A 15,706-nucleotide genomic window follows, 5' to 3' on the forward strand; every position below is an offset into this window, starting at 1 on the left:
CGCGATCGTTCCGTCTGACCGATCCCGTGCGAAGATGTCTCCCACTTTCATCGTCGGGTACGGGTCAAAGGTCACGGAGAAGAGGCGGTCACGATGTTCTGGTGGGTGGTCAAGGCGATCGTGGGGCCGCTCCTGGTGCTGATCTGGCGGCCGAAGAACGACGGCATGGAGAACGTGCCGGAGGAGGGCCCGGTCATCCTGGCCAGCAACCACCTCTCGTTCGCCGACCACTTCTTCGGCCCCTGGCCGCTGCGCCGCAGGATCGTCTTCCTCGGCAAGCGCGACTACTTCACCGGCAAGGGCGTCAAGGGCGCGCTCAGCCGGATGTTCTTCAGCGGCGTCGGGGTGATCCCGATCGACCGCACCGGCGGCAAGGCCAGCGAGGAGGCCCTGGCCACCGGGCTGCGCGTGCTGCGCGAGGGCAAGCTGCTGGGCATCTACCCCGAGGGCACCCGGGTGCCGGACAACCGGCTGTTCAAGGGCAAGACCGGGGTGGCGCGGCTGGCCCTGCAGGGCAGGGTGCCGGTGATCCCGATGGCGATGATGCACACCTTCGAGCTGATGCCCGCGGGCTCGCGGCCGCGCGTCCGCGGCCTGCCCGGACGGCCCGGCGTGCGCTTCGGCGAGCCGATGGACTTCTCGCAGTACTACGGCCGGGAGGACGACCGCGAGGTGCTCCGCCTGATCACCGACAAGATCATGATGGCGATCAGGGAGCTGTCCGGCCAGGAGTACGTCGACCGCTACGCCGCCGAGGTCAAGGCCGAGCTCGCCGGCAAGGCGGTCGTGCGCAGGGACGACGACGAGGAGTGAACGTCGAGGCTGCCCTCTGGCGGGCCCTGGCGGTCTTCCGGATCGTCGCCTGCCTCTACGCGGCGGTCCTGATCGCCTCCAACCACCAGTCCTACCTGCATCCGGCGGGCGGCTGGATCGTGCTGGCCGTCATGGTGGCGTGGACGGCCTTCACCGTCCGGGCCTACGCCGGGGGCGGGGCGGGGCCGGTCCTGGCCGGTCTCGACCTCGTCGTGTCCACGGGGTGCCTGCTGGCCACCGGGCTGGTGGAGACCGCGCAGCACCTGGCCGACGGGCGGCCCAACCTGACGGCCAGCTGGGTGGCGATCCCGGTCCTGGTGTGGGCGCTGCTCGGCGGCGTGCGCTGGGGTGCCGCGGCGGCGCTGCTCGTGGGCATCCCCGACATGCTGCTGCGCTGGCTGTACGGCGGGGAGTTCCAGCAGACCACCCTCAACGGCCTGGTGCTGCTGCTGATGGGCGGGGTGGTGGTCGGCTACCTGGGCAGGCTGGCCCGCTACAGCCAGGAGCGCCTGGCGCGCGCGGTGGCGCTGGAGACCGCGACCAGGGAGCGCGAACGGCTCGCCCGCGACCTGCACGACTCGGTGCTGCAGGTGCTGGCGCTGGTGCGGCGGCGGGGGACGGAGCTGGGCGGCGAGGCCGCCGAGCTGGGCAGGCTGGCGGGGGAGCAGGAGGTGGCGCTGCGCGCGCTGATCTCCCGCCCGGCGGGCGAGGAGGAGCCCGGCGGCGAGCGCGACCTGCGCGACCTGCTGGACCGCTACGCCTCGTCCTCGGTGCAGGTCTCCGCCCCGGCGACACCGGTGCGCCTGCCCGGCCACGCCGCGGCCGAGCTGGCGGCGGCGGTGGGCGCCGCCCTCGACAACGTCTCCCGCCACTGCGGTCCGGACGCGCGGGCGTGGGTCCTGGTGGAGGACGACGGGGAGACGGTGACGGTCAGCGTCCGCGACGACGGGCCCGGCATCCCCGAAGGGCGGATGGAGGCCGCGGCGAAGGGCGGCCGCATGGGCCTGGCCCGGTCGATCAAGGGCCGTGTCCGCGACCTGGGCGGCACCGTCGAGATCTTCTCCTCGCCCGGCGCCGGCACCGAGCTGGAGCTGATCGTCCCCCGTCCGCGCTGACGCGGGCGGGGTGCATGATGGGCGGTGCGGGACGAGAGGGCCCGCGCGTACGGGCCGGAGCCCGGTGAGGAGAGGACGATGACGGGGATCCGGGTGATGGTGGTCGACGACCATCCGATGTGGCGCGAGGCCGTGGCGCGCGACCTGGCCGAGGCCGGGTACGAGGTGGTGGCCACGGCGGGCGAGGGGCGCAAGGCGGTGCGGATCGCCGCGGCGGCCCGGCCGCAGGTGGCGGTCGTGGACCTGCAGCTGCCCGACATCAGCGGGGTGCAGGTCGCCCGCTCGCTGGTGGCCGCCGACCCGTCGGTGCGGGTGCTGGTGCTGTCGGCCAGCGGGGAGCAGGCCGACGTCCTGGAGGCGGTGAAGGCGGGCGCCACCGGCTACCTGCTCAAGTCAGCGGCCCGCGAGGAGTTCCTGGACGCCGTGGCGCGCACCGCGCAGGGCGACGCGGTCTTCACCCCCGGCCTGGCCGGGCTGGTGCTGGGCGAGTACCGCAGGCTCGCCGCCGCGCCGGCCCCCGAGCCCGACGCCCCGCGCCTGACCGACCGCGAGACCGAGATCCTGCGCCTGGTCGCCAAGGGCCTGACCTACAAGCAGATCGCCGAGCGCCTCGTCCTCTCCCACCGCACGGTCCAGAACCACGTGCAGAACACCCTGGGCAAACTCCAGCTCCACAACCGGGTGGAGCTGGTGCGTTATGCGATCGAGAAGGGTCTCGACGGCGAATAGTCCCCTCCGCCGGAACCCGGCCGCCTCCTCCTGCATCTATCTGGTCGAGACCGGGCGATGCCCGGGAGAACGAGGGAGAGTCAGATGACGGACTCGACGACCACGTGGGGAATCAACGGGCCTGCCTTCCTTGGAGTGTTCGCCCTGGTGGCCGCGGCGGCATGGCTGCTGGGACTGGCGATGCGCCGCCGGCTGCGGGCGGGCCGGGCCCCCTCCCGCGAACTGCACCCCTACGAACTGGCCTACCTGCAGGGCGGCGCCCGGCTGGTCGTCGCGTCCGTCCTGGCGGCGCTGCGGATGTCCGGGTCGGTCACCGCGCGGCCGGGCGGCTCCCTGCGGGCCGAGGGCACCCCGGTGGCGGCGCGCTCCCCGCTGGACCAGGCGGTCCTGAAGGCGGCGGGCCGGGCCGTGCGGACCGGGGAGCTGGCCGACCACTCCCTCCTGCGGCCGCGCCTGGACGAGCTGCGCGACGGCCTGCGCGCCGAGGGGCTGCTGCTCGGCCCCGAGGACCGGCGGGTCGTGCGGATCTCCGCGCTGCCGCTGCTGTTCGTACTGCTGGTGGGCCTGGCGCGGATGGCGGCGGGCCTGCAGAACGGGAAGCCGGTCGGCTACCTGATCGCGCTGCTCGTGGTCGCCGCGGCAGTGCTGGCGTTCATGCTGTACGTCCCCGAGAAGACCCGGGCCGTGGACGGCGTGCTGCTCGAGGCCCGGACCCGCCACCCGGAGCTGCAGCCGACCGCCTCCCCCGACTGGCGGTCCCACGGCCCCGAGGCGGCGGCGCTGGGCGTGGCGCTGTTCGGCGTCGGCGCGCTGGTGGCCATGGACCCCCAGTTCGCCGAGGAGGCCGAGATCCAGCAGCGCCTCGGCCAGACCGGCTCCGGCGGCGGTGACGGCGGAGGCGGTGGCGACGGCGGGGACGGCGGCGGCGGGGGAGGCGGCTGCGGCGGTTGCGGGGGATGCGGCGGATGACCTCTCCCGGGGTGGGGCTCGGCTGGCGGCCCCCGCTCGCGCGGTTCGCCGCGGACCTGCCGGGACTGGCCGGCTCCGGCTTCGCCGAGGTGATCGCCGAGACCCTGCACCGCCCCGATCCCGCGCTGCTGGAGCTGCGCGACCGGGGCGCGCGGATCGTCCCGCACGGCGTGCGGCTGTCACTGGGCGGCGCCGCTCCGGTCGAGCCCGAACGGGTCGCCCATCTGGCGCACTGCGCCGAGCTGCTGGGCGCGCCGCTGGTCAGCGAGCACGTGGCGTTCGTGCGTGCCGGAGGCCTGGAGGCGGGGCACCTGCTGCCGGTGCCCCGCAGCCGCGCGGCGCTGGACGCGCTGACCCGCAACATCCGCCTCACCCGCGCGGAGCTGGACGTGCCGCTGGCCGTCGAGCCGATCGCGGCGCTCTTCGACTGGCCCGACGACGAGTACACCGAGGGCGACTTCCTCACCGAGCTGCTCGACCGGACCGGCGCGCTGCTCCTGCTGGACGTGGCCAACGTCTACGCCAACGCGCGCAACAGGGGGCGGGACCCGGTGAAGGAGCTGGAGTCCTTCCCGCTCGACCGCGTCGCCTACTGCCATGTGGCGGGCGGCGGCGAACACGACGGGTACTACCACGACACCCACACCCACGCGCTGCCCGAGGAGGTGCTCGCGCTGGTCGGCGAGGCCGGGCGGCGCACCACCGCCGGCCTGGGATACCTGCTGGAGCGCGACGGCAACTACCCGCCCGCCGCCGCACTGCGGGCCGAACTGGACGCGATCGCCGACGCGGCCGGGCTGGCGCGGATCACATGACCGGCCCGAAGGAACCCGGCCCGGCGGAATCCGGTCTGGCGGAGTCCGGCCCAGAGGAGTCCGGTCCGGAGAAGTTCGGTCCAGGGGAGCTCGGCTCGGAGGAGTCCGGCCCGACGGAGTCCGGCTTGGAGGAGCCAGGGCTGGCGGAGCTCGCCCGGCGGCAGGAGGAGCTGGTCCGCGCCCTGGTGGCCGGGGCGCGGCTGCCCGAGGGTTTCGACGCGGCGCGGGTCGGCGCGGCCGCCCGCGCGCTGCGCAACAAGAGGTTCGGGGAGGTCGTGCGCGTCTGGCCGTCGCTGCTGCCCTACCGCACGGAGTTCTGCGCGTGGGCCGAAGGCAGGCCCACGAGGGGCGCCGAGCGGGACGGCTGGGAGTTCGCCCGCGCGCACCGCTCGCTGCTGGACGACGGCGCGGCGACCGACCTGGCCGTCCTGGAGGCGCGATGGCGCCATGCAGACGAGCCGCGGAGGCGCCGGGGGCCGGTGGTGCGCCGGGCGCCGGGAGGGCTCGTCCTGGGGCTGTGGGGCCGGGTGCGGGTACTCCGAGTACGGAGTGGTTAGGTCGGATGGGAGCCCTCGGGCGGGCTCACGGACCGTGAAGGGGGCTGCATGCGCATCGGGGTGCTCACCGGGGGAGGCGACTGCCCGGGACTCAACGCGGCGATCCGGGCGGCGGTGTTCCGGGGGGTGAAGGAGCACGGCGACGAGTTCACGGGCTTTCGCGACGGCTGGCGCGGCCCCCTCGAACGCGACGCCTTCCCTTTGGACGCGGCGGCCGTCGGGGACATCCTTCCGCTCGGCGGCACGATCCTCGGCTCCTCCCGCACCAACCCGCTGAAGGAGGACGACGGGGTCGCCCGCATCCGCCGGAACCTGGCGGACCTGGGACTGGACGCCCTGATCGCGATCGGCGGCGAGGACACCCTGGGCGTGGCGAACGCCCTGCACGAGGCGGGCGTGCCGGTCGTGGGCGTGCCCAAGACCATCGACAACGACCTCAGCGGCACCGACCAGACCTTCGGCTTCGACACGGCCGTCTCCATCGCCACCGAGGCCGCCGACCGGCTGCGCACCACCGCCGAGAGCCACCACAGGGCGGTGGTCGTGGAGGTGATGGGCAGGCACGCCGGGTGGATCGCGCTGCACACCGGCCTGGCCGCGGGCGCCGACGCCGTCCTGGTGCCGGAGAAGCCGTTCGACATGGCGGAGGTCACCTCCCACGTCGAGGCGCGGTTCCGGGCGTCGCGCGCGGCGGTCCTCGTCGTCTCCGAGGGCGCCCGCCCCGCCGAGGGCTCGCTGGAGCTGCAGACGGGCGAGCGCGACGCCTTCGGGCACGTGCGGCTCGGCGGCGTCGGGGAGCGGCTCGCCGGGGAGCTGGAGCGGCGCACCGGCCGCGAGGCGCGCTCGGTCGTCCTGGGCCACCTCCAGCGCGGCGGGACGCCCACCGCGTTCGACCGGGTGCTGGCCACCCGGTTCGGGCTGCACGCCGCCGACGCCGTCCGCGCCGGGGCCTACGGCACCATGGTGGCGCTGCGCGGGACGGAGATCACACGGGTGCCCCTGGCGGAGGCGGTCGGCACCCTCAAGACCGTGCCGCCCGAGCGGTACGCCGAGGCCGAGGTCTTCTCCGGTTGAGGACGATCTCCGATAACCGGTCGAAGTGCTCTCCGGAATGGGCGACACTGAAAGACGGTTCCCGCAACGTCTGACGGAGGTCTGAATCATGCCCCTGGCGCCCGCCGCCGGTGAGCCGTGTGTGCTGCTGAAGCTCGGCGAGATCGTCCTGAAGGGCAAGAACCGCCATCAGTTCGAGCAGCGGCTGCAGAGCAACATCCGCAAGGCGCTCGCCTCCACGGGGGTCGGCGTCGACCTCTGGCAGCGCTCCGGTGTGATCATCATCCGGGCCGGCAGCGGCCTGGCCGAGGACGTCGAGAAGGTCGCCAAGCGGCTGGAGGACGTCATGGGCATCGTCATCGTGCACCGCACGCGGCGGGTGCCCAAGGACGTCGAGTCGATGACCGCGGCCGCGCTGGAGGCGGTGGCCCAGCACCCGATGACGGCCCGCGGCGGCAGCTTCGCGGTGCGCCCGCGCCGCCGCGACAAGCGCTTCCCGATCACCTCCTCGCAGATCGGGATCTCGGTCGGCTCGGCCATCAACGTCAAGTTCGGTCTGCCGGTCGACCTGAAGAACCCCGACATCACCGTCTCCATCGAGGTCGACCGCGACGAGGTGTTCGTCTACACCGACGGCGCGCCCGGCCAGGGCGGGCTGCCGGTGGGCTCCAGCGGGCGCGGTCTGGTGCTGATGTCCGGTGGTATCGACTCCCCGGTCGCCGCCTACCGGATGATGCGCCGCGGCCTGCGGGTGGACTACCTGCACTTCTCCGGCATGCCCTTCACCGGCCCCGAGTCGATCTACAAGGCGTACGCGCTGGTGCGCGAGCTCGACAAGTTCCAGGGCGACTCGCGGCTGTACGTGGTGCCGTTCGGCAAGGCGCAGCAGCAGATCAAGTCCGCGGGCGAGGACCGGCTGGCGATCGTCGCCCAGCGGCGGCTGATGCTCAAGACCGCCGAGATCGTGGCCGAGCGGCGCCGCGCCGGCGCGCTCATCACCGGTGACGCCCTGGGCCAGGTGGCCAGCCAGACCCTGGTCAACATGACGGCGCTGGACGACGCGGTGGACCTGCCGATCCTGCGCCCGCTGGTCGGCATGGACAAGATCGAGATCATGGACCAGGCGCGCCGCAACGCCACCCTGGCCATCTCCGAGCTGCCCGACGAGGACTGCTGCTCGATGCTGGCCCCGCGCCGGCCCGAGACCGCGGCGCGCATCGCCGACCTGCGGCAGATCGAGAAGCGGCTGGACGCCGAGGAGCTGGCCGAGCAGCTGGCCGACTCGGTGCAGGAGCACCGCCCGGTCTACGGCACGGACTGACCGCCGCGCCGGCTCAGTCCTCGATGACCCCTTCGGCGCGGAGCCGCAGGGCGAGCACCTCGACGGGCGGGTCGGGGTCGAAGTCCGACGGGCGGGGCGGCTCGGGGCCGTCCTCGCCGAACCGGGCGGCCTTCTCCACGCGGATGATGCGGAAGCGCCGCCCGCACACCTCCAGCGCGTCCAGCCTGCCGGCGAGCAGGCGGGCCGCCGCCCGGTCGTAGGCGGTGCGGGTGGGCTCGTCCACGCGTTCCACCACGGGGGCGACCTGCTGGAGGTACTCGGCGAGGGCCTCGCGGGCCCGCTGCGGGGTGGGGCAGGCGGCGGTCGACGACCGCCACCCGTCGTGCAGGTACTCGGCGACGGAGAAGGCCGGGAGCATGGGGATGGGCACCGGGTGCGAGCGCGCCGCCCGCCGGGCGTCTGACCTGGCCTGCTCGTTCGGCGCCCCGGGCTGCTCGACGGCCTCGGCGAAGCGCACGGCGAGCTCGGCGCACTCGGCCTCCGGGTGGCCCGCCCGGCCGGAGGGGCCGAGCGTCTCGTACCGCGGGGCCGGGGCGGTGCGCGGGTCGGGGTCGGTGGGGCGCGGCGGTTCGGGTTCGCCGCTGAGGTTCAGCCGCAGGATCTGCTCCACGCGGATGATCCGGAACCGGCGGCCCGCCACGACGAGCTCGTCGTAGCGCTCCCAGTCCAGCACGCGGGCCGCGGCCAGGTAGGGCTCGGGCTCGGCGGCCGCGCGCGCCTCCAGCCGCAGGTGGCCGGCCAGGTCGTCGCGGGAGCACTGGGGGGTGGCCTCCCCCAGGGTGATCACGCGCCAGTCCCCGCCGAGTTCCTCGGCGACCCCGAACATGGGACCGGCCAGGACGGTCAGCGGGTACTCCCGCCGGGCCCGCCGGGCGTCGTGCGCGACGAGCGCCCGCACCGGGTCATCGGTGGTGGTCAGCTCGTGTAGCCCTTGTTCCAGAGCCTCGTCCTCATGGGGCATGCCCCACATGGTCCCCTGCCCCTACCGTACTTTCGCCGATTCGCGCCGGATCGCCGATACGGTTCCGCTTTCCGGACGGCCTCGGAGGAAAATCCTCAACCCGGGATAAAGATCCTTATACTCTGACGGCCGGGCGCGCGGAGATCCGCACGCCCGGCCGCCGGGCCACCTCAGGCCGTGGCCGCCTCAGGCCGGGACGGCCGCGGCGGGGACGGTGAGCGAGCGGCCCACCACCGGGGGCAGCGCGCGCACCAGCTCGGCCAGCTCGGCGAGGTCCTCCCGGACCAGCGCCTGGGGGCCGTCGCACAGCGCGGTCTCGGGGTGCGGGTGCACGTCGATGATGACGCCGTCGGCGCCGATCGCGATGGCCGCGCGGGTGAGCGGGAGCACCAGGTCGCGGTGGCCGCCGGAGTGGGACGGGTCCACGATCACCGGCAGGTGCGACAACCGCTGGGCCACCGGGACCGCGGAGATGTCCAGGGTGTTGCGGGTGGCCTTCTCGAAGGTGCGGATGCCGCGCTCGCACAGGACGACGTCGAGGTTGCCGCGCTGGGCGACGTACTCGGCCGACATCAGCCACTCCTCGATGGTCCCGCTCATGCCGCGCTTGATCATGACGGGCTTGCCGGCCTCGCCGACCGCCTGCAGCAGCGCGAAGTTCTGGGTGTTGCGGGTGCCGATCTGCAGCATGTCGGCGTACCGGGCGACCAGTTCCACGTCGCGCGCGTCCACCACCTCGGTCACGACCGGCATGCCGGTCTCGGCCCGCACGTCCGCCAGGATGCGCAGCCCCTCCTCGCCCAGGCCCTGGAAGGCGTACGGGGAGGTGCGGGGCTTGAAGGCGCCGCCGCGCAGCAGGGTGGCGCCGGCCGACTGCGCCATGCGGGCGGCCTCGAGGGTCTGCTCGGGGGTCTCCACCGCGCAGGGGCCGGCGATCAGGGTCATGGCGCCGGGGCCGATCGGCACGCCGCCGACGTGCACGGTCGAGCGCTCCGCGTGGTGCTCGCGGCTCACCAGCTTGTAGGGGGCGCTGATCCGCACCACCTCGACGACGCCGCGCTGGCCGCCGAGGTTGAGCGCCTCGAAGCGCTCGGCGTCGCCGACCAGGCCGACGATGGTGCGGTTGACCCCGCGGCTGACGAAGGCCTCGCCGCCCGCCGACTCGACGAGCGAGACGACGTTGTCGAGGTCGGACTCGGTGGCTTCGGCGGTCATGACGACGACCATGCTGGTCTCCTTGGAAGAGGCTGGGAAGGGCGGAAGAGGTTCGAGGACGCGAAAGAGCCCCGGGCCGAAGAGGCGGCCCGGGGCTCTGGTGTGAAGCAGGTCAGCGCAGCGTGCGGCTGACGATCACCCGTCCGGGCTCGCCATACCAAAAGAAGTAAACGACGCTGCGCATGAGGACCAGGGTAAGGCATCCTCGCGCCGTCCCCGCACACCGGGGTGGAACGCGGGGGCTGGAATCCGGCCCGGGTCCGAAGGATGGCAGGATGGGCGGGAACATGACCCCTCCACAGAAACCCTTGCCGCCGGGGCAGTACGTGCCCCGGGGATTCCCGGTGCTGCACTACGGGCCCGTGCCGCGCTTCCGCCCGGAGCGGTGGGACTTCCGGGTCTTCGGACCCACCGCCGGGGGAGCGGAGGCCCGCTGGGACTGGGACGAGTTCCAGAAGCTCCCGCGCGCCCAGGTGGTCGCCGACTTCCACTGCGTCACCAAGTTCACGATCCCGGACAACCTCTGGGAGGGCGTGACGGGCCGCGCGCTGCTGGAGCTGGCGCCCCCCCACCCCGACGTCACCCACGTCATGCTCTGGGCCGAGTACGGCTACAGCGCCAACATCAGGCTGAGCGACCTGGCCGACGAGGGGACGCTGTTCGCCACCCACCACAACGGCGAGCCGCTCACCGCCGACCACGGATTCCCCGTCCGGGCGGTCGTCTCGCACCTGTACGGCTGGAAGAGCGTGAAGTGGGCGAGAGGCATCGAGTACCTCGTCGGCGACCGCCGCGGCTTCTGGGAGGAGCGCGGCTACCACAACACCGCCGATCCGTGGCTGGAGCAGCGCTACTCCTACCAGGAGTGACGGGCGGCGCGGGCGGGCGCGGCATAGTCACCTGGTGAAAGTGATTGCGTGCACAGCGTGAGCGCGGGAGGGTCCTCCCATGCTTCGTGTCCTCGCGGTCGATGACGAACCGCCCGCCCTCGACGAACTGATCCGCCTGCTGCGCGCCGACCCCCGGATCGACCGGGTGGCCGGGGCCTGCGACCCGGCGGAGGCGCTGCGCGGGCTGAGCCGCGTGCTGGCCGGCGGAGACCGGCTGGACGCGGTGTTCCTCGACGTGCGCATGCCCGGCCTGGACGGCTTCGACTTCACCCGGCTGCTGGCGGGGTTCGCCGAGCCGCCCGTCGTGGTCTTCGTGACCGCCCACGCGGACGGCGCCGTCGCCGCCTTCGACCTCGGCGCGGTGGACTACCTCCTGAAACCGGTGCGGCCCGAGCGGCTGGCCGAGGCGGTCCGCCGGGTGGAGCGGGCGGTGCGGCGCGGCGGGGACGAGGCCGCGCCGGACGAGGTGATCCCGGTGGAGCTCGGCGGCCGCACCCGCATGGTCAGCCGCTCGGCGGTCACCCACGTGGAGGCGCACGGCGACTACGTCCGCCTGCACACGGTCGGCGAGGGCGCGGGCTACCTGGTCCGCATCCCGCTGACCGTGCTGGCGCGGCGGTGGGAGGGCGCGGGGTTCATCCGCATCCACCGCAGCACGCTGGTGTCGTCCGCGCACATCGAGGAGCTGCTCTTCGACGAGGGCCGTGCCTCGGTGCGGGTGGGCGGAGCGGTGCTGGCGGTGAGCCGCAGGCACACCCGCCGGGTCAGGGACCTGCTCGTGCGCGGTTTCAAGTCCGACCGGAACGCCGGTCCCGCCGCCGACCGGACCGGCCCCGACCGTTCGTCGCGCATGATCGGCCGTTCACCCGACCCTCACGCTACGTACATCGACGGCTACTGACCGTTGGTCGCGGGAGGGTCGCCGGAGTCTGCCCCCGGAGCGCCCGCCTGCCTATTGTTCTCTTCAGCAAGGCGATTCTGGAGGTCCTCCTCAGGACCGGGGTTCACGCCCCGGGACAGGAGGGTCACAGCCGCCGGATCCCGTACCGGGGGGGTGGGATCCGACGGTGATGGCTCAGGCGCCGAGCGGACAGTCGGGGGGTTGTCCGTCTCGGCGCCTGGGCGTTTTCGGGCCTTCTCGGGACTCACCGCTCATCCCGAGAAGGTCCTCTTTCGTCCCGGCCCCGATCGCTCCAAGCCTCGCGATCGCTCAGGCTTCACGATCGCTCCAAGCCCCGCGATCGTCCCGGCCCCGCGAACGCTCCAAGCCCCGCGATCGTCCTGGCCCCGCGATCGCCCAGGCTTCACGAACGCCCTGGCGCTGCGAACGCTCCAGGCTTCGCGATCGCTTCGGCCTCGCGATCGCACCGGCTTCGTGAATGCCGCCGGTTCGCGAAGGGCGGTCAGCCCCGCAGCCGCTTCAGCGTGTCGATGTCGGTCTTGTGGGGCTCGGCGGAACGGCCCGGGGTCTCGATGATCAGGGGGACTCCCGCCACGGCCGGGTGGGCCATCAGGTCGGCGAACGGCTGCTCGCCGATGTGCCCGGCGCCGATGTTCTCGTGCCGGTCCTTGCGGGAGCCGCACACGTCCTTGGAGTCGTTGGCGTGGATCAGCTGCAGCCTGCCGGCGCCGACGGTCTCGACCAGCGCGTCGAGGGTGCGGGTGACGCCCCCCTCCGCGGTCAGGTCGTGCCCGGCGGCGAAGGCGTGGCAGGTGTCCAGGCAGACGCCGAGCTTGGGGTGGTGGTCCAGCGCCTCGAAGTAGGGGCCGAGCTGGTCGACGGTGGCGCACAGCATCGCGCCCTGCCCGGCCATCGGCTCCAGCAGCAGGCTCGGCGCGTTCTCGGGCAGAGCCCTCAGCAGCGGCAGCACCCGCTCGTGGATCTGCGCCATCGCCGCCTCCACCGGCTGGGTCACCGCGGAACCGGTGTGCACCACCACCCCCTTGGCGCCGATCGCGGTGCCGCGCTCCAGCGCGTGCGCCACCGACTCCAGCGACTTCTCCAGGGTGTCGGCGTTGGGGGAGCCGAAGTTCACCAGGTAGGAGGCGTGCACGTAGACGGGCAGCACCGACTCCCGCAGCAGGGCGTCCTCCGCGGGCCTGCCCGCGGTCAGCGCCCACCCGCGGGGGTTGCTGACGAAGACCTGGACGGCCTCGGCACCGATCTCCGCCGCGTACTTCAGGCCTCCGGTGCCCAACCCCCCGGCCACCGGCACATGCGCCCCGATGGGGCTCTTCTGTGTGGTCATGATGGGGCCAGGGTAACGGGCGCGGCCGACAACGTCAGTCGTAGACGGTGACCGTCGAGCCCGGGGGGACGCGCTGGCCGCCGCCGGGCTGCTGGTCGATGACCCGGCCGCTGTTCACGCGGTGCTGCACGTCGACCTGGAGGCCGCGCTCCTGCAGCTTCTTGACGGCGTCGTCGACCGCACGCCCCAGGACCAGGGGGACCTTGACGTTGCCCTTGTCGTCCGGGCCGTCGTCGCAGAACGGGTTGATGGCCGAAAGGAAGCAGTCCTCCTTCTTGTTGACGCCCAGGGTGACGGCGTCGCCCGGCTTGAGCAGGGTGCCCGGCGCCGGGTTCTGCCACAGGATGGCGCCGTTCTCCTTGGCCGGGTCGGTCTGCGTCTGCTCGTAGATCGGCAGGTCGCCGTTCAGCTGGCCCTTGAGCGTCTCGAGCTGGGCGTACGCCTCTTCCTTCGACTTGCCGGACAGGTTCGGCATGGCCAGGCCGCTGCTGATGAGCAGCACGACCGGCTCGTCCCTGGCGTGCTCGGTGCCGGCCTTGGGGTTGGTGCCCAGGGCCATGCCCTCGGCGGCGGCGCCGGGCTTCTTCTCCTCGGTGAGCGTCACGAAGTCCTTGAGCGTGGCGCGCGCCTGCTCGGCGGTCTGCCCCGTCACGTCCGGGATCTTGCGGGGCGTGAGGCCCTGGGAGAGCACCAGGGTGACGGTCTCGCCGGGGTCGACCTTGCTGCCCACCCCGGGGCTGACCTCGGCGACGGTGCCCTTGCGCGCCGTCTCGGAGTACTCCTTCTCGTCGGCGATCGCGTAGGTGATGCCCTCGGCCCGCAGCGCCTCCACGGCGTCGGCCTGGCTCAGCCCGATGACCTTCGGCACGTGGTCGTACTTGCCCGACACCTGGTACCAGGTCGCCCAGCCGATCACCATGGACGCGATGACGCCCAGGGTCACCAGCACGAACTTGCCGGTGATGAAGTGCAGGATCCGGTCGAACAGCATGACCTGTTCGCGAGGAGGCTCGTCGGGGACCATGGCGCGCGGCATGACAGTGGTATGCCCACCGGGATGCCCACCGGTGTGCCCGCCGGGCGGCAGCGTGGGGTGCACGCTCGGCAGCACGCTGGTGCGGCCGTCCGGCGCGACGTCCGGCAGCGAGCCGCCGGGGCCGGGCAGGCCCGGCACCCCCAGCACGGAGGTGGCGTTGTCGGGGGAGGGCGGGGCCGCGGGGGCGGCGGGGAGCTCCAGGGAGGCGTCGGTCAGCAGCGCGTGGAAGTGGTCGGCGTCGGCCGGGCGGCCCGCCGGGTCCTTGCTGGTCGCCGAGATCACCAGCGCGTCGATCCGCGGCGGGATACCGGGCACCAGCTGGGACGGCAGCGGGATCTGCTCGTTGACGTGCCGCCAGGCCACCTGGAGCGGGGTCTCGCCGACGTGCGGCTGGCGGCCGGTGAGCAGCTCGAACAGCAGGATGCCCGCCGCGTACACGTCGGTACGGGTGTCGGACCGGCCGGTGACCACCTGCTCGGGCGCCATGTAGGCGACCGTGCCGATGATCATGCCGGTCTTGGTCTGCTTGCTGTCGGTCTCGGCGCGGGCCAGGCCGAAGTCGGCCACCTTGACCTGCCCGTCGACGCTCAGCAGCACGTTCTCGGGCTTGATGTCGCGGTGGATGAGGCCGGCCCGGTGCGCGGCGCCCAGCGCGGCCAGGACCGGCGCCATGATCTCCAGCGCGTCGCCGGCCGGCAGCCTGCCCCGCTCGTCCAGGAGGTCGCGCAGGGTGCGGCCGGGCAGGTACTCCATGGTCAGGTAGGTGTGCGCGCCGTGGGTGCCCTGGTCGTACACCGCCACCACGTTCGGGTGGGACAGCGCCGCCGCGGACTTGGCCTCGCCCATGAACCTGCGGACGAACTCGTCGTCCTGCGCCAGGTGGGGGTGCATCACCTTGAGCGCGATCACGCGGTTCAGCTTGAGGTCGTGGCCCACGTAGACGGTGGCCATGCCACCGCGTGCGACCTTGGCGTCGACGCGGTAGCGCTCGTCGAGTACCTGCCCGACGAGAGGGTCTACAGCTGTCGCGTCCACCCGGGCAGTCTACGGGCGAAACGGACTACTCCCCATCGCTCTGAGGGACTACCTCGCGGCCGTTCCGCAACCGTGACAGTCGTGCGGAACGGCCGCCCAGGGCCCTGGCGGGGGCGACCCGGCAGGTCAGGATCCGGCGGTGGCCAGACCCTCGAAAGGCGAGGACGCCCGGGCCAGCCGCCGCACGGGGATGCGCCCCGCCAGCCGCGCCGCGCGGCCCGCCTCGACGGCGCGGCGCATCGCGCCGGCCATCAGCGCCGGGCGCTGCGCGCGGGTGACGGCGGTGGCCAGCAGGACCGCGTCGCAGCCCAGTTCCATCGCCAGGGCCGCGTCGCTGGCCGTGCCGATCCCGGCGTCCAGGATCACCGGCACGCCCGCCCGCTCGACGATCAGCTCGATGTTGTGCGGGTTGCGGATGCCCATGCCCGAGCCGATGGGCGAGCCGAGCGGCATCACCGCCGCGCAGCCGGCCTGCTCCAGCCGCCGGGCCAGCACCGGGTCGTCGCTGGTGTAGGGCAGCACCGTGAACCCCTCGGCCACCAGGCGCTCGGCGGCGTCCAGCAGCTCGACCGGGTCGGGCAGCAGGGTGTGCTCGTCGGCGATGACCTCCAGCTTCACCCAGGAGGTGCCCAGCGCCTCGCGGGCCAGCCGGGCGGTGAGGACCGCCTCGCCGGAGGTGAAGCAGCCCGCGGTGTTGGGCAGCACCCCGATGCCGTGCCGGTCCAGCACCTCCAGCACCGACCCCTTCATCGCGGGGTCGATGCGGCGCATGGCCACCGTGGTCAGCTCGGTGCCGGAGGCCAGCAGCGCCTCCTCCAGCACGTGCAGGCTGGGCGCGCCCCCGGTGCCCATGACCAGCCGGGAGCCGAACTCGCGGCCCGCGATCACCAGCGGGTCGGCCGTGTCGGTCATGTTGGTCATGTCCAT

At 73.3% G+C, this 15,706-nt stretch carries 15 protein-coding genes; 10 read left to right on the plus strand and 5 right to left on the minus strand.

The annotated features are described in order from the left end of the window. The first annotated feature begins 93 nt into the window (after positions 1–93). The 8 genes from C2865_RS11780 (at position 94) to thiI (ending at position 7,372) form a co-directional block, all read left to right on the plus strand. Positions 94–813: a lysophospholipid acyltransferase family protein gene (locus tag C2865_RS11780; RefSeq protein WP_106398378.1), complete on the plus strand. Its 720-nt coding sequence runs from the start codon at positions 94–96 to the stop codon at positions 811–813. Further along, positions 810–1,928 (plus strand): MacS family sensor histidine kinase, encoded by a 1,119-nt coding sequence (gene macS, locus C2865_RS11785; protein ID WP_198653187.1) that lies wholly within the window; start codon positions 810–812, stop codon positions 1,926–1,928. The genes C2865_RS11780 and macS overlap by 4 nt, the downstream gene beginning before the upstream one ends. A 78-nt stretch (positions 1,929–2,006) precedes the next feature. Beyond that, positions 2,007–2,657, plus strand: coding sequence for a response regulator (locus C2865_RS11790; protein WP_106398712.1), 651 nt, complete (start codon positions 2,007–2,009; stop codon positions 2,655–2,657). A gap of 84 nt (positions 2,658–2,741) precedes the next feature. Continuing rightward, positions 2,742–3,626 (plus strand): TIGR04222 domain-containing membrane protein, encoded by an 885-nt coding sequence (locus C2865_RS39330; RefSeq protein ID WP_198653189.1) that lies wholly within the window; start codon positions 2,742–2,744, stop codon positions 3,624–3,626. After that, entirely contained in the window at positions 3,623–4,441 is an 819-nt protein-coding gene (locus C2865_RS11800) for an MbnB/TglH/ChrH family RiPP precursor modification enzyme (RefSeq protein ID WP_106398714.1), read from the plus strand. Before C2865_RS39330 ends, C2865_RS11800 begins: the two co-directional genes overlap by 4 nt. Then, positions 4,438–4,998: an SCO6045 C-terminal-like domain-containing protein gene (locus C2865_RS11805; RefSeq protein WP_198653191.1), complete on the plus strand. Its 561-nt coding sequence runs from the start codon at positions 4,438–4,440 to the stop codon at positions 4,996–4,998. Before C2865_RS11800 ends, C2865_RS11805 begins: the two co-directional genes overlap by 4 nt. Positions 4,999–5,046: 48 nt before the next feature. Continuing rightward, the gene (locus C2865_RS11810) at positions 5,047–6,072 is read left to right on the plus strand and encodes a 6-phosphofructokinase (RefSeq protein WP_106398379.1); all 1,026 of its coding nucleotides are present in this window, start codon (positions 5,047–5,049) and stop codon (positions 6,070–6,072) included. A gap of 88 nt (positions 6,073–6,160) precedes the next feature. Further along, positions 6,161–7,372, plus strand: coding sequence for a tRNA uracil 4-sulfurtransferase ThiI (gene thiI / locus C2865_RS11815; protein ID WP_106398380.1), 1,212 nt, complete (start codon positions 6,161–6,163; stop codon positions 7,370–7,372). 13 nt (positions 7,373–7,385) lie between these two features. Here the strand turns inward: thiI and C2865_RS11820 are convergent, their stop codons facing one another. Beyond that, complete coding sequence (locus C2865_RS11820) at positions 7,386–8,354, minus strand: DUF5954 family protein (RefSeq protein ID WP_157963667.1); 969 nt, start codon at positions 8,352–8,354, stop codon at positions 7,386–7,388. Positions 8,355–8,540: 186 nt separating this feature from the next. Then, positions 8,541–9,581 carry a 3-deoxy-7-phosphoheptulonate synthase gene (gene aroF, locus C2865_RS11825; RefSeq protein ID WP_106398382.1) on the minus strand — a complete coding sequence of 347 codons (1,041 nt, stop codon included), beginning with the start codon at positions 9,579–9,581 and terminating at the stop codon, positions 8,541–8,543. Positions 9,582–9,856: 275 nt separating this feature from the next. Here aroF and C2865_RS11830 point away from each other — a divergent pair, with 275 nt between their 5' ends. After that, positions 9,857–10,438 carry a sulfite oxidase-like oxidoreductase gene (locus C2865_RS11830; protein ID WP_106398716.1) on the plus strand — a complete coding sequence of 194 codons (582 nt, stop codon included), beginning with the start codon at positions 9,857–9,859 and terminating at the stop codon, positions 10,436–10,438. 79 nt (positions 10,439–10,517) lie between these two features. Beyond that, the gene (locus C2865_RS11835; protein WP_106398383.1) at positions 10,518–11,360 is read left to right on the plus strand and encodes a LytR/AlgR family response regulator transcription factor; all 843 of its coding nucleotides are present in this window, start codon (positions 10,518–10,520) and stop codon (positions 11,358–11,360) included. A gap of 502 nt (positions 11,361–11,862) precedes the next feature. Here the strand turns inward: C2865_RS11835 and C2865_RS11840 are convergent. The 3 genes from C2865_RS11840 to C2865_RS11850 all read right to left on the minus strand — a co-directional run bounded on the left by C2865_RS11840 (position 11,863) and on the right by C2865_RS11850 (position 15,706). After that, positions 11,863–12,708, minus strand: a complete 846-nt coding sequence (locus C2865_RS11840; RefSeq protein ID WP_106398384.1) for a deoxyribonuclease IV — start codon at positions 12,706–12,708, stop codon at positions 11,863–11,865. Between the two features lie 34 nt (positions 12,709–12,742). Further along, positions 12,743–14,779, minus strand: coding sequence for a Stk1 family PASTA domain-containing Ser/Thr kinase (pknB, locus tag C2865_RS11845; protein ID WP_106398385.1), 2,037 nt, complete (start codon positions 14,777–14,779; stop codon positions 12,743–12,745). Between the two features lie 126 nt (positions 14,780–14,905). Continuing rightward, on the minus strand, positions 14,906–15,706 hold the full coding sequence (locus C2865_RS11850; RefSeq protein WP_269802709.1) for a thiazole synthase: 801 nt from the start codon (positions 15,704–15,706) through the stop codon (positions 14,906–14,908).

The sequence above is a fragment of the Actinocorallia populi genome, assembly GCF_002995495.1.
GTDB lineage: Bacteria > Actinomycetota > Actinomycetes > Streptosporangiales > Streptosporangiaceae > Actinocorallia > Actinocorallia populi.

Bases quoted from the DNA above. Each gene is read 5' to 3' on its own strand.
- C2865_RS11780 (WP_106398378.1), top strand. From the start codon at position 94: ATGTTCTGGTGGGTGGTCAAGGCGATCGTGGGGCCGCTCCTGGTGCTG.
- C2865_RS11790 (WP_106398712.1), top strand. From the start codon at position 2,007: ATGACGGGGATCCGGGTGATGGTGGTCGACGACCATCCGATGTGGCGC.
- C2865_RS39330 (WP_198653189.1), top strand. From the start codon at position 2,742: ATGACGGACTCGACGACCACGTGGGGAATCAACGGGCCTGCCTTCCTT.
- C2865_RS11800 (WP_106398714.1), top strand. From the start codon at position 3,623: ATGACCTCTCCCGGGGTGGGGCTCGGCTGGCGGCCCCCGCTCGCGCGG.
- C2865_RS11805 (WP_198653191.1), top strand. From the start codon at position 4,438: ATGACCGGCCCGAAGGAACCCGGCCCGGCGGAATCCGGTCTGGCGGAG.
- C2865_RS11810 (WP_106398379.1), top strand. From the start codon at position 5,047: ATGCGCATCGGGGTGCTCACCGGGGGAGGCGACTGCCCGGGACTCAAC.
- thiI (WP_106398380.1), top strand. From the start codon at position 6,161: ATGCCCCTGGCGCCCGCCGCCGGTGAGCCGTGTGTGCTGCTGAAGCTC.
- C2865_RS11820 (WP_157963667.1), bottom strand. From the start codon at position 8,354: ATGCCCCATGAGGACGAGGCTCTGGAACAAGGGCTACACGAGCTGACC.
- aroF (WP_106398382.1), bottom strand. From the start codon at position 9,581: ATGGTCGTCGTCATGACCGCCGAAGCCACCGAGTCCGACCTCGACAAC.
- C2865_RS11830 (WP_106398716.1), top strand. From the start codon at position 9,857: ATGACCCCTCCACAGAAACCCTTGCCGCCGGGGCAGTACGTGCCCCGG.
- C2865_RS11835 (WP_106398383.1), top strand. From the start codon at position 10,518: ATGCTTCGTGTCCTCGCGGTCGATGACGAACCGCCCGCCCTCGACGAA.
- C2865_RS11840 (WP_106398384.1), bottom strand. From the start codon at position 12,708: ATGACCACACAGAAGAGCCCCATCGGGGCGCATGTGCCGGTGGCCGGG.
- C2865_RS11850 (WP_269802709.1), bottom strand. From the start codon at position 15,706: ATGGACATGACCAACATGACCGACACGGCCGACCCGCTGGTGATCGCG.